This is a genomic window from Micromonospora sp. PLK6-60 (assembly GCF_019890675.1).
In the GTDB taxonomy this organism is placed as follows: Bacteria; Actinomycetota; Actinomycetes; order Mycobacteriales; family Micromonosporaceae; genus Micromonospora.
The window spans coordinates 574,306-587,139 of sequence record NZ_JAIOAA010000003.1 but is presented as its reverse complement, the minus strand read 5'-3'; the positions used below and the strand labels follow the sequence as shown (position 1 = coordinate 587,139).

At 73.1% G+C, this 12,834-nt stretch carries 7 protein-coding genes; 4 read left to right on the top strand and 3 right to left on the bottom strand.

Translation table 11 applies throughout. The annotated features are described in order from the left end of the window. Nucleotides 1-263 precede the first annotated feature (263 nt). Nucleotides 264-1,217: a threonine/serine dehydratase gene (locus K7640_RS09005; RefSeq protein WP_222954240.1), complete on the top strand. Its 954-nt coding sequence runs from the start codon at nt 264-266 to the stop codon at nt 1,215-1,217. A 45-nt stretch (nt 1,218-1,262) separates the two neighbouring features. On the opposite strand, the gene K7640_RS09000 is transcribed toward K7640_RS09005, so the two are convergent. Beyond that, the gene (locus K7640_RS09000) at nt 1,263-3,365 is read right to left on the bottom strand and encodes a S9 family peptidase (protein WP_222954239.1); all 2,103 of its coding nucleotides are present in this window, start codon (nt 3,363-3,365) and stop codon (nt 1,263-1,265) included. 85 nt (nt 3,366-3,450) lie between these two features. On the opposite strand from K7640_RS09000, the gene K7640_RS08995 reads away from it, so the two are divergent. Beyond that, nucleotides 3,451-4,827 carry an FAD-binding oxidoreductase gene (locus K7640_RS08995; protein ID WP_222954238.1) on the top strand — a complete coding sequence of 459 codons (1,377 nt, stop codon included), beginning with the start codon at nt 3,451-3,453 and terminating at the stop codon, nt 4,825-4,827. 115 nt (nt 4,828-4,942) lie between these two features. Here the strand turns inward: K7640_RS08995 and K7640_RS08990 are convergent, their stop codons facing one another. Beyond that, the gene (locus tag K7640_RS08990; RefSeq protein WP_222954237.1) at nt 4,943-7,006 is read right to left on the bottom strand and encodes a SpoIIE family protein phosphatase; all 2,064 of its coding nucleotides are present in this window, start codon (nt 7,004-7,006) and stop codon (nt 4,943-4,945) included. Between the two features lie 330 nt (nt 7,007-7,336). Between K7640_RS08990 and K7640_RS08985 the strand changes: the two genes are divergently transcribed. Next, nucleotides 7,337-11,710: a HAMP domain-containing protein gene (locus tag K7640_RS08985; protein ID WP_374198068.1), complete on the top strand. Its 4,374-nt coding sequence runs from the start codon at nt 7,337-7,339 to the stop codon at nt 11,708-11,710. After that, nucleotides 11,707-12,261: a two-component system response regulator gene (locus K7640_RS08980; protein ID WP_222954235.1), complete on the top strand. Its 555-nt coding sequence runs from the start codon at nt 11,707-11,709 to the stop codon at nt 12,259-12,261. Before K7640_RS08985 ends, K7640_RS08980 begins: the two co-directional genes overlap by 4 nt. On the opposite strand, the gene K7640_RS08975 is transcribed toward K7640_RS08980, so the two are convergent. Next, nucleotides 12,258-12,740, bottom strand: a complete 483-nt coding sequence (locus K7640_RS08975; RefSeq protein WP_222954234.1) for a GbsR/MarR family transcriptional regulator — start codon at nt 12,738-12,740, stop codon at nt 12,258-12,260. The two genes, K7640_RS08980 and K7640_RS08975, sit on opposite strands and share 4 nt — an antisense overlap. Between the last annotated feature and the right edge of the window lie 94 nt (nt 12,741-12,834).

Sequence of the window (12,834 nt, the reverse complement as noted above, 5' to 3'; positions counted from 1 at the left end):
CCTCGCGAAGGCCACTCTTTCCAGGATCGAGTGCTGCCCGCCCGTGCGTTGTCCGCCCGAGTGCTGTCCGCCCGTGCGTTGTCCGCCCGTGCGTTGTCCGCCCGAGTGCTGTCCGCCCGTGCGTTGTCCGCCCGTGCGTTGTCCGCCCGTGCGTTGTCCGCCCGTGCGCTGCCCGCCCGGCCCGAGACGTCGCCCGCCCCGCACCGACCGGGACGGGCCGACCGGGACGGGCCGACCGGGGTCGGGCGGGGCAGGATGGGCCGATGGAGCTGGTCTCGATCGCCGACGTCCGAGCCGCCGCCGCCGACCTCGCCGGCGCGGTGGTGCGTACCCCGCTCGTGCCGGCGCCGTGGGACGACGGCCTGTGGCTCAAGCCGGAGAGCCTGCAACCGGTGGGGTCGTTCAAGTTGCGCGGCGCGACCCACGCGGTGGCCCGGCTCGACCCGGCGGCCCGGTCCCGGGGCGTGGTCACCCACTCCTCGGGCAACCACGGCCAGGCCCTGGCGTACGCGGCCCGGACCTTCGGCGTGCCGTGCACGGTGGTGGTGCCGGAGGGCGCGCCGCGGGTCAAGGTGGACCGGATGCGGGCGCTGGGCGCCGAGGTACGGCTGGTGCCGCCGGCCCGGCGACTGGCCGAGGCGGAGCGGGTCGTCGCGGCGACCGGGGCGACGCTGGTGCCGCCCTTCGACGACCGGCGGATCATCGCCGGGCAGGGGACGGTGGGGCTGGAGATCGTCGCGGACCTGCCGGACGTGGACGTGGTGCTGGTGCCGGTCGGTGGCGGCGGCCTCTCCTCCGGGGTGGCCACGGCGGTCGCCGCCCTGCGCCCGTCGGCGGTGGTGATCGGGGTGGAGCCGGCGCTGGCCGCCGATGCCCGCGAGTCGCTGGCCGCCGGCGAGGTGGTGGTCTGGGACGTGGCGCGGACCTACCGGACCAGCGCCGACGGGCTGCGCACCAACCTGTCCGAGCTCACCCTCGCCCACCTGCGGGAACGGCTCGACCGCATCGTCACCGTCGGCGAGGAGGAGATCGCCGCGGCGATGGGTCGGTTGGCCCGCGAGGCACGGCTGGTGGCCGAGCCGAGTGGCGCGGTGGCGCTGGCCGCCCGGTTGTTCCACGCGGGGGAGCTGCCGCCGGGACGTACGGTCGCGGTGGTCTCCGGTGGCAACGTCGAGCCGGCGGTGCTGGCCTCGGCGCTCAACGCCCCGGGGTGTTAACAGGGGCCCCCTGCTATACAAAATGCGTTAACAGGGGGCCCTTCCTTACACCCGGTCGAGGGTCCAGGCGTTGATGAAGGCTTCCTCGCGCCAGGCGTCGTAGCGGCCGCTGGGGCCGCCGTGGCCGGCGCCCATCTCGGTCTTGAGCAGGTAGTCGCCCTGCGGCGCGACGGCGCGCAGCCGGGCGATCCACTTGGCCGGCTCGTGGTAGAGCACCCGGGTGTCGTTCAGGCTGGTCACCGCGAGGATGGCCGGGTAGTCGACGGCCGTCACGTTCTCGTACGGCGTGTACGACTTCATGTACGCGTACACCTCGGGGTCGTCGAGCGGGTTGCCCCACTCCTCCCATTCGGTGACGGTCAGCGGCAGCGACGGGTCGAGGATCGTGGTGAGGGCGTCCACGAAGGGCACCTGCGCGACGATCCCGGCGAACGCGTCGGGGGCCAGGTTGGCCACCGCGCCCATCAGCAGGCCGCCGGCCGACGCGCCCCGGGCGACCAGCCGGTCGCTCGCCGTCCAGCCGGCCTTGACCAGGTGCCGGGCGCAGGCCACGAAGTCGGTGAAGGTGTTCTTCTTGGCCAGCAGCTTGCCCTGGTCGTACCAGCGCCGGCCCAGCTCGCCGCCGCCGCGGATGTGCGCGACGGCGAAAACGACGCCCCGGTCCAGCAGCGACAGCCGGGCGATGGAGAACCAGGGGTCCATGCTTGCCTCGTACGAGCCGTAGCCGTAGAGGACGGCGGGGGCGGTGCCGTCGCGCGGGGTGCCCCGGCGGCAGACCAGCGAGATGGGCACCCGGGTGCCGTCGTCGGCGACGGCCCAGTCCCGGTGCTGCTCGTAGTCGGCCGGGTCGTACGGTCGACCGTCCGGCCCGGGGCGGACCGGCCGCTGCCGGCGCAGCACCAGCTCCCGGGTGACCAGGTCGTAGTCGTAGACGGAGTCGGGGGTGACCAGCGAGGTGTAGCGCAGCCGGACCGAGCCGGTGCGGTATTCCGGGTTGGCGTCCAGCCCGACGCTGTAGATCGGCTCGGGGAAGTCGATGTCCCAGCCGTCGCCGCCGCCGACAGGCAGCACCCGCAGCCCGGTCAGCCCGTTGGCGCGCAGGGAGACGACCAGGTAGTTCTCGAACGCGTCGACGGCCTCCAGCCGGGTGCCGGGGGAGTGCGCGATCAGCGGCACCCATTCGCCCGGCGCGTCGGCCGAGGTCCAGGCCAGGGCGAAGTCCTCGGCGCCGTCGTTGTGCAGGATCAGGAAGCGGTGGCCGTGGTGCTCCACCGCGTACTCGACGCCCTGCCGGCGCGGGGCGATCACCGCGGGTTCGCCGGTGGGGTTGCCGGCCGGGATGACCCGGACCTCGCTGGTGATCTTGCTGTGGATGTCGATGAGGATGAACCGCTCGGAGCGGGTCAGCTCGACGCCGACCCAGAACCGCTCGTCGTCCTCGGCGTGGACCACCACGTCCTCGCTCGACGGGGTGCCCACGGTGTGCCGCCACACCCGGTTGGGGCGCCACGTCTCGTCGACGGTGACATAGCAGAGCACCGACGCGTCGGTGGACCAGGCGGTGCCGTAGAAGGAGTCGGGCACCTCGTCGGGGAGCAGCTCACCGGTGCTCAGGTCCTTGATCCGCAGGGTGAACCGCTCGTCGCCGGTGAAGTCGGTGGAGTATGCCAGCCAGCGGCCGTCGGGGCTGACGTCGAACGCGCCGAGCGCGAAGAAGTCGTGGCCCTCGGCGAGCAGGTTGCCGTCGAGCAGCACCTCCTCGCCGTCGAGGGGCGCGCCGTCGGTGCTCATCGGCGGGTCCGTCTCGCCGTCGCGGACCGCCCGGCGGCAGTGCACGCCGTACTGCTGGCCCTCGACCGTGCGGGTGTAGTACCAGTGGCCGCCCTTGCGGGTGGGCACCGAGAGGTCCGTCTCCTGGGTGCGCCGCCGGGTCTCCTCGAACAGCTCCTCGCGCAGCGCCGCCAGGTGCGCGGTGCGGGCCTCGGTGTACGCGTTCTCGGCGGTGAGGTGGGCGATGGTCGCCGGGTCGTCCTTGGCGGCGAGCCAGGCGTACTCGTCGACGACCGTGTCGCCGTGGTGGGTGCGCTCGGTGGGGACGCGCCTGGCGACCGGCGCCGGGCCGGCGTGGTCGGGAGTCTCGGTGGTCACGGCGCCACGTTACCGGCCGCCCGCCGCCGCCGATCCAGCGTCGGCCGCCGCCACGTTTCGTTCGAACATGTGTACGATAGCCGCCATGGCGGCTGCAGCGAGTTCGACCGGCGCGATGGAGATCACCCGAAAGTTGACCGAGATCTGTGGCCCGCCGTTCGCCCGCTTCGCCGGGGCGGCCGACGAGGTCGCCGGCCGGTCCGCGCGCTGGGTGGCGGTGCCCGGCGCGCCCGCCGCCGCGGCCGAGGTGTTGCGGCTGGCCGCCCGGCACGACCTGACCGTGGTGCCCCGGGGCGCCGGCACCAAGATCGACTGGGGTGCGGCGCCGGCCCGGGTCGACATCATGCTCGACACCGGCCGGCTCGCCGGGCTCGGGCACCAGTCCACCGGCTCGCCGGTGACCGAGATCGGCGCCGGCACGCCGCTGCGCGCGGTGCAGTCCGCCCTGGAGCGCACCGGCCGGCGGCTCCCGCTCGACCCGCCGTCGCCGGGCGCCACCCTGGGCGGGGTGCTCGCCGCCGACGAGGCCGGCCCGTTGCGGCTGCGGCACGGCACCGCCTGCGAGCAACTGGTCGGCCTGCGCTGGCTGAACGCCGACGGCGAGCTGGTCGGGGCCGGCGCGGCCGAGGCGACCGGCGGCGCGCCACCGGTCGGGCTGGAGCTGGGCCGGCTGCTCTGCGGTTCCCAGGGCGGGCTGGGGGTGCTCGTCTCGGCCACCCTGCGGGTGCAGGCCCTGCCGGCCAGCCGGGTCTGGGTGTCCCGTCCGGTGTGGACGCCGCTGGAGGTGCACGACCTGGTCCGGGCGGTCCTCGCCGCCCGCCTCGACCCGGCGGCGATCGAGCTGGATCTCCCCACGGCCGGCTCCCGGGCCCGGCGACCGGTGCACCCGTCCCGCGCCGCCGCGATGGCCAACCACCCGTCGGCGGCCGGCCGGCGGCGGGACCCGGCCGCCGCCCGGGGCGGCGCCGGCACGCTGGCCGTGCTCCTGGAGGGCGGCCCGGCCGAGGTCACCGAGCGCGCCGAGCGGCTGGTCGCCCTGGTCGAGGGGGACGCGACCGTGGCCCACTCGGCCCCGGACTGGTGGCGGCGCTACCCGTTCGCCCCGGGCGACACCGCGCTGCGGGTCGAGGTGCCGATCGGCGACCTGCACGCCGCGGTCTACGCGCTCCGCGACGCCGCCGGCGGGCCCGTCCCGGTGCGTGGCTCGGCCGGCCTGGGCGTGGTGCACGCGGCCCTGCCCGGTTCGCTGCCCGCCGAGCGGGTCGGCGCGATCCTCGCCGCCGTGCGGGGGGTGCTGCTGGCCCGCCGGGGCCGGTGCGTGGTGCTCTCGGCGCCGCCGGCGGTCCGGCAGGCCGTCGACGTGTGGGGCGAGGCGGCGGTGATCCCCCGGCTGCGCGCCGCGAAGGAGCACCTCGACCCGCACCGCCGGTTGGCCCCCGGGCGGCTGCCGGGCGGCCTGTAGCCAGGCCCTGTCCTGGACCGCCCGGGGTCGGCGGTCTCCGCGAGGCTGAACATGCCCGTGAGGGAGGCTGAACATGCCCGTCAGGGCAGTCACCCGGCGAGTCGGGTGACTGCTCTCAGAGCGCGTCGTTGCGCAGCACCAGCACCGCGATGTCGTCCCGGGGCGCCTCCACCGAGAAGTTGATCGCGGTGGCCCGGAGCCGGGCGGCGATCACGTCGGCGGAATATCCGGCCAGCGGGGCGGCGGCGTCGCGCAGCCGGTCGGTGCCGAACAGCTCCCGGCCGCGCCGCCGCTCGGTCACCCCGTCGGTATAGAACACCAGCGCGTCGCCCGGGTCGAGCGGGAAGTCGAGGGTCGGGGTGGCGATCGAGTCGAGCAGGCCGAGCGCGGTGCCGCCGGTGCCGGTGAAGGCCGCGCCACCCCCGCCGCGCAGCAGCACCGGCCGGTCGTGGCCGGCCAGGTGCAGCGAGACGTCGAGCTGGTCGCCCTCGCCGGGGGCGACCGCCGCCAGCGCCAGCGTGCAGTAGCGCCCGCCACCGCGTTCCACCAGGGTCTCGTTGAGCCGGGTGAGCACCTCGGGCAGCGGCTTGCCGTCGCCGGCCAGCACCCGGATCACGTCCCGGACCAGCCCGGTGACGGCCGCCGCCTGCACGCCCTTGCCGGAGACGTCACCGATCACCACCAGCCACCGGCCGTCCGGCAGCGGCAGCACGTCGTAGAAGTCGCCGCCGACCTCGGCGTCGTCGCCGGTCGGCACGTACTCGGCGGCGAAGCCGATCCCCTCGATCACCGGCAGCACCGGCGGCAGCAGGGACTTCTGCAGGGTCTGCGCGACCCGCCGGCGCTCGGCGTGGATCCGGGCGTTCTCGATGGCCAGCGCGGCGCGGCGGGCCACGTCCTCCAGCACGGCGATCTCGTCCGGGTCGTGCCGGTGCCGCTGGTGCCGGCCCACCGCGAGGGTGCCGAGCCGCTGGCCGCGGGCGATCAGCGGGACGGCGAAGCCCTCCATCGGCGCGCCCAGCGGCATCTGGGCGGCGCTGCGGGACGCCTCCCGCAGCCGGGCGTGCACCGAGTCCGGGCCGGTGGCGCGCAACGCCTGGTCCAGCTGGGGCAGCACCGACTCGTCGGCGTGGGTGGCCGCGGCGAGCTTGAGCCGGCCCCACTCGTCGGTGGTGTGCACCGCGCACCACTGCCCGAGCCGGGGCACCACCAGCTGCGGGATGAGCGCCATGGTCAGCTCGACGTCCAGCGACTGGGCCAGCAGCTCGCTGGCCTCGGCCAGGAAGGTGAGCCAGGCCTGCCGCCGGACGTCCGCCCGGCGCAGCCGGTCGTTCTCCAGGTGCAGGGAGAGCCGCTCGCCGACCAGCATGGCGAGCGGCTGCGCGTACGCGCTCGGCGCCGCGTCCAGCTCCAGCTCGCCGGCGTACGGCCGGTGCACGGCCAGCCGGACCCGGAGCAGCTCGTTGCCGGGGCGGGGCTGCCGGCCGTACCGGGCCAGCGTCTGGGTGCCCTGCCCGTCGCCCCGGTCCAGCCGGACCGTGCCACCGGCCGCGCCCACCATCTCGGCGAGCCGACCGAGCAGGTCGGCGGCGAAGTCGGGCAGCGGATCGTCGGCGTACGGGTCGGGGCTGGCCTGCATCAGCTCGTGCATCGCGGCCGCGCTGGGCGTCGAGCTCTCCACCTGCCCGCCGTTCCCGCTCCCGGGCCGGAAATGCGCCACGGTGTCGGCCGGGCGGGGGTCGGACCGGTCGAGTCGGAACCACACCCCCTTGCCGGTCGGCTGGTACGTGGTCCCCCAGCGGCTGGCGAAGTGGTCGACCAGGAGCAGCCCCCGGCCGCGCTCGGCCACCTCGCCGATCTCGGCGGAGTCGTTGCGCACCCCGACGACCAGCTCCTCCACCGGCCCACCGGCGAAGTCACTGACCGTGACGGTCAGCCCGACGCCGTCCGCGAGGACCTCGATGTCCAGCTCGGTCCGGGCGTGCTCGACCGCGTTGGTGGACAGCTCGGTGGTGAGCAGCAGCGCCTCGTTGAGCAGCTCGTCGAGGTGCGCCTCGGTCAGCACGGAGCGGACCAGGGCGCGCGCGGCGGCGGGCGTACGCCGGTCGGCGGGGAGGCGGACGCGCCGCACGTGCTCCTCCGGGCCGTTCCTCTGCGCGGCCCCCGGCTCCGCTGGCATCCCCGTATCCTCCACCGTCGCCCGCCCGGTGCCAACCCGCCCGCGCCGGCCGGTCGGCGGGCCCGGCGTGCCGCCGCCGCGCGTGTCCCCGCCTGCGGCATGTTGGGCTATCACGGCCAGGTGATGGCCCAAAGTGCGGCATGTCGCACCTCGCCGGCCCCGCCGTGCGGCGGGCCGGCGAGCGCCGGCGCGGTCCCGGTGAGCAGGGCGGACGGGCGACCCGCCGGGCGTGGCGAGCCGGCGGCCGGCCTGGCATGGACGCGGGCGCGGGCACAATGATGGGATGGCCTGCGGTCTGGCCCGACCCGGGAGCCCCGAGCTGAGCGAGGAATGATGACCACGGCGAAACATTCGGTAGCCGCGGATTCGTCCGCTTCAGACCACGAGGTGATGCTCGCGGAGTTGGCGCAGGCCCTGCGCCGGGTGCGCGGTGGCGACCTGAAGGTCCGGTTGCCGCGCCGGGCGGGCGCGGCCGGGGAGGTCGCGGACGCCTTTAACGAGGTGGTCGCGCTCCAGGAGCGGCAGCACCTCGACCTGCGCCGGATCAGCCGGATCGTGGGTCGGGACGGCCGGCTGACCGAACGCCTCGACGAGGAGGGGCTGGAGGGCGCGTGGGCGGAGGGGCAGCGGGCGATCAACTCGCTGATCGACGACCTGGGCCGGCCGACCACCGAGATCGCCCGGGTGATCGTGGCGGTCGCCGACGGCGACCTCTCCCAGCACATGGCGCTGGAGATCGACGGTCGCCCGCTGCGCGGTGAGTACCTGCGCATCGGCCGCACCGTGAACACCATGGTCGGGCAGCTCTCCTCCTTCTCCAACGAGGTGACCCGGGTGGCCCGGGAGGTGGGCACCGAGGGCAAGCTGGGCGGTCAGGCGGACGTGCGCGGGGTGGCCGGCACCTGGAAGGACCTCACCGACTCGGTGAACACCATGGCGTCGAACCTGACCGGCCAGGTGCGGTCGATCTCGCAGGTGGCGACGGCGGTGGCCCGGGGCGACCTGAGCCAGAAGATCACCGTGGGCGCCCGGGGCGAGGTCGCCGAGCTGGCCGACACGATGAACTCGCTTACCGACACCCTGCGCCTCTTCGCCGAGCAGGTCACCCGGGTGGCCCGCGAGGTGGGCACCGAGGGCAAGCTGGGCGGCCAGGCGGACGTGCCGAACGTGGCCGGCACCTGGAAGGACCTGACCGACAGCGTCAACTCGATGGCGTCGAACCTGACCGCCCAGGTGCGCAACATCGCGCAGGTCTCCACGGCGGTCGCCCGGGGTGACCTGTCGCAGAAGATCACGGTGGCCGCGCAGGGTGAGATCCTGGAGCTGAAGGACACCGTCAACACGATGGTCGACCAGCTCTCGTCGTTCGCCGACGAGGTGACCCGGGTGGCCCGCGAGGTGGGCATCGAGGGCAAGCTGGGCGGTCAGGCCCAGGTCCGCGGGGTGTCCGGCACCTGGCGCGACCTCACCGAGAACGTCAACCAGCTCGCCGGCAACCTGACCAGCCAGGTACGCAACATCTCCCAGGTCTCCACCGCCGTGGCGAAGGGTGACCTGAGCCAGAAGATCACCGTGGACGCGCAGGGCGAGATCCTGGAGCTGAAGAACACCGTCAACACGATGGTGGACCAGCTCTCGTCGTTCGCCGACGAGGTGACCCGGGTGGCCCGCGAGGTGGGCACCGAGGGCAAGCTGGGCGGTCAGGCCCAGGTGAAGGGGGTCTCCGGCACCTGGCGGGACCTCACCGACAACGTGAACTCGATGGCGTCGAACCTGACGTCGCAGGTGCGCAACATCGCCTCGGTGACCACGGCGGTGGCCAAGGGTGACCTGTCGCAGAAGATCACGGTGGATGCCCGGGGCGAGATCCTGGAGCTGAAGTCGACGGTGAACACGATGGTCGACCAGTTGTCGTCGTTCGCCGACGAGGTGACCCGGGTGGCCCGCGAGGTGGGTACGGAGGGCAAGCTCGGCGGCCAGGCCCAGGTGCGCGGCGTGGCCGGCACCTGGCGCGACCTGACCGACAACGTCAACTCGATGGCCTCGAACCTGACCGCCCAGGTGCGCAACATCGCGCAGGTCTCCACCGCGGTGGCCAAGGGTGACCTGTCGCAGAAGATCACGGTGGATGCCCGGGGCGAGATCCTGGAGCTGAAGTCGACGGTGAACACGATGGTCGACCAGCTGTCGTCGTTCGCCGACGAGGTGACCCGGGTGGCCCGCGAGGTGGGTACGGAGGGCAAGCTGGGCGGTCAGGCCCAGGTGAAGGGGGTCTCGGGCACCTGGCGGGACCTGACCGGCAACGTGAACTCGATGGCGTCGAACCTGACGTCGCAGGTGCGCAACATCGCCTCGGTGACCACGGCGGTGGCCAAGGGTGACCTGAGCCAGAAGATCACCGTGGACGCGCAGGGCGAGATCCTGGAGCTGAAGAACACCGTCAACACGATGGTCGACCAGCTCTCGTCGTTCGCCGACGAGGTGACCCGGGTGGCCCGCGAGGTCGGCATCGAGGGCAAGCTGGGCGGTCAGGCCCAGGTGAAGGGGGTCTCCGGCACCTGGCGGGACCTCACCGAGAACGTCAACCAGCTCGCCTCGACGCTGACCACCCAGCTGCGCGCGATCTCCCAGGTGTCCACCTCGGTGACCCGGGGCGACCTGACCCAGCGGATCGCGGTGAAGGCGCAGGGCGAGGTCGCCGAGCTGAAGGACAACATCAACCAGATGATCGTCACCCTCCGGGAGACGACAAAGAAGAACGCCGAGCAGGGCTGGCTGGACTCCAACCTGGCCCGCATCGGCGGCCTGCTCCAGGGCCAGCGGGACCTGGGCGAGGTGTGCCGCATGATCATGATGGAGGTGACCCCGCTGGTCGACGCGCAGCTCGGCGCGTTCTTCCTGGCGGACAGCTCCGACGGCAGCGTGCGGCTGCGGCTCACCGCCTCCTACGGGTACGTGGCCCGCGGCCACGACGTCACGTTCGGGCCGGGTGAGGGGCTGGTCGGGCAGGCCGCGCTCTCCCGCCGGACCATCCGGGTCAAGGCCCAGCCGGACGGCCGGCTGGTGCTGCGCTCCGGGCTGGCCGAGACGCCCCCGGCGGACCTGGTGGTGCTGCCGGTGCTCTTCGAGGGGGAGCTGCTCGGCGTGATCGAGTTCGCCGGGGTGGCCACCTTCTCCGAGCTGCACCTGTCCTTCCTGGAGCGGCTGGTGCTGACCATCGGCGTCGCGGTCAACACCATCCAGGCCAACCGGCGCACCGAGGAACTGCTGGCCCAGTCGCAGCGGCTCGCGCACGAGTTGCAGGAGCAGTCGGCCGAGTTGCAGCGCACCAACGCCGAGCTGGAGGACAAGGCCCAACTGCTCTCCGAGCAGAAGGGCAACATCGAGACCAAGAACCGGGAGATCGAGCTGGCCCGGCTCGGCCTGGAGGAGAAGGCCCAGCAGCTCACCCGGGCCTCGGCGTACAAGTCGGAGTTCCTGGCCAACATGAGCCACGAGCTGCGTACGCCGCTGAACTCGCTGCTGCTGCTGGCCCGGCTGCTGGCCGAGAACTCGGAGCGCAACCTCACGCCGAAGCAGATCGAGTTCGCCCGGACCATCCACGGCGCCGGCTCGGACCTGCTCTCCCTGATCGACGACATCCTGGACCTGTCCAAGATCGAGGCCGGCCGGATGGACGTCGAGCCGACCGACGTGCGGTTCGACGAGATCCGCGGCTACGTCGAGCAGGCGTTCGTCCCGCAGGCCGAGGAGAAGGGCCTGGACCTTCAGGTACGGCTGGCCCCGGAGCTGCCGCCGGCGTTGGTCACCGACGCGCAGCGGTTGCAGCAGATCCTGCGCAACCTGCTCTCCAACGCGGTGAAGTTCACCGACCAGGGCGCGGTGACCCTGCGGATCGCGCCGGCACCGCCGCACGCGGTCTTCGACGTGCCGGCGCTGATCAACGCCCGGCAGGTCATCGCGTTCACCGTGATCGACACCGGTATCGGCATCTCCGACGACAAGCTGTCGCTGATCTTCGAGGCGTTCCAGCAGGCCGACGGCACCACCAGCCGCCGGTACGGGGGCACCGGGCTGGGGCTGTCCATCAGCCGGGACCTGGCCCGCCTCCTCGGCGGCACGATCGCGGTCACCTCCGAACCCGGCCAGGGCTCGACGTTCACCCTGTTCGTACCCGACGTGTTGGCCCCGGACGCGGTGGTGGCGCCGCAGCCGCCGTCCCCGCAGCGGGCCGGTCTGCCGTCGTCGTTGCTGATGCCGCCGGTGGAGCTGCTGCACGAGCGGCCGGAGGCGCCGGCCACCCGGCAGCTCGACGGGGCGACCGTGCTGATCGTGGACGACGACGTGCGGAACGTGTTCGCGCTGACCTCCGCATTGGAACTGCACGGTATGACCGTGTTGTACTCGGACAACGGGGCGGACGGCGTTCGCCTGCTGGCCGAGCATCCGGAGGTGGACATCGTGTTGATGGACGCGATGATGCCGGACCAGGACGGCTACGAGACCACCCGGCAGATCCGGCGCAACCACCGCTTCGCCGACCTGCCGATCGTCTTCCTCACCGCGAAGGCGATGCCCGGCGACCGCGAGTCCGCGCTCGCGGCCGGTGGCAGCGACTACATCACCAAGCCGGTGGACCTGGACGAGCTGATCGAGCTGATGTCGTCCTGGATCCGCGGCGCCCGAGGCGAGGAGCATTCGTGACGCAGACCGCGAAGGCGCTGCTGGTGGACGACCGCCGGGAGAACCTGATGGCCCTGGAGGCGATCCTCCAGGGGCTGCCCGTGCAGTCGGTGGCCGTGGAGAGCGGTGAGGCGGCGCTGAAGCAGTTGCTCGTCGACGACTTCGCGGTGATCCTGCTGGACGCGCAGATGCCGGACATGGACGGCTTCGAGACCGCGAGCCACATCAAGCGCCGGGAGCGGACCCGGCACGTGCCGATCATCTTCCTCACCGCCGCCGACCGGGACGCCCAGCTCGCGCTGCGCGGGTACGCGGTGGGCGCCGTCGACTACCTGACCAAGCCCTTCGACCCGTGGGTGCTGCGGGCCAAGGTCTCCGTCTTCGTCGAGCTGTGGGTGAAGAGCCGGCAGTTGGCGATGCAGTCGGATCTGGTCCGCGAGCGTGAGACGCAGTGGCGCACCCTCACCGACGCGGTGGACGAGGCCACCGCGCTGCTGCGCTCGGGTGACCCGGACGGCGCCGACCGGGCGGTCGAGCTGCTGGAGCAGGCCCGCTGGGGGTCCACTCCCTAGCGAGTCGCGCGGCGGGCGCGCCAGCGCTCGCCGAGGGAGTCCAGTTCCTCCTGGACGAAGACGAAGAAGTCCCGCATCTCGGCCACCCGCTCGCGGCCCGGGCCGGTGCCGTCCAGCGCGCTCACCCCGGCCGCGGCGATGTCGATGAAGTTCTTGTAGAGGCCGGTCTTGGTGATGGTGGCCTCGTACCACGGGTTGTCCGGCACCCGGTAGCGGTCCCGGCGGGAGCCCTTGACCGGCTCCCGGACCAGCATGCCGAACTGGGTGAGGTAGCGCACCGCGCCGGAGACCGCGGCGGCACTGACCCCGAGGCGTTCGCCGATCTCGGCGGCGGTCAACGGCTCGTCCGCGCTCATCACGGTGAACAGCACCCGGGCGGCCATCCGGGGGAAGCCGACGTCGGCGAACGCCATCGCCATCCGTTCGACGAAGAGGTGGACCTCCTCCTCGTTCCGGCTGGGACGGGTGGCCTCGGTCATGTGTCGGAACTCCTCTGCGCGCCGGTCCGGAACCCGATCGTGCCTCACACAACACTGTCTTCACAAGTTTGTGAAACAAGCGTAGCTTCTGATG

Excerpts from the sequence above, each read along its gene's own strand:
- K7640_RS09005 (WP_222954240.1), top strand. The coding sequence starts at position 264 with ATGGAGCTGGTCTCGATCGCCGACGTCCGAGCCGCCGCCGCCGACCTC.
- K7640_RS08990 (WP_222954237.1), bottom strand. The coding sequence starts at position 7,006 with ATGCCAGCGGAGCCGGGGGCCGCGCAGAGGAACGGCCCGGAGGAGCAC.
- K7640_RS08995 (WP_222954238.1), top strand. The coding sequence starts at position 3,451 with ATGGCGGCTGCAGCGAGTTCGACCGGCGCGATGGAGATCACCCGAAAG.
- K7640_RS08985 (WP_374198068.1), top strand. The coding sequence starts at position 7,337 with ATGATGACCACGGCGAAACATTCGGTAGCCGCGGATTCGTCCGCTTCA.
- K7640_RS08975 (WP_222954234.1), bottom strand. The coding sequence starts at position 12,740 with ATGACCGAGGCCACCCGTCCCAGCCGGAACGAGGAGGAGGTCCACCTC.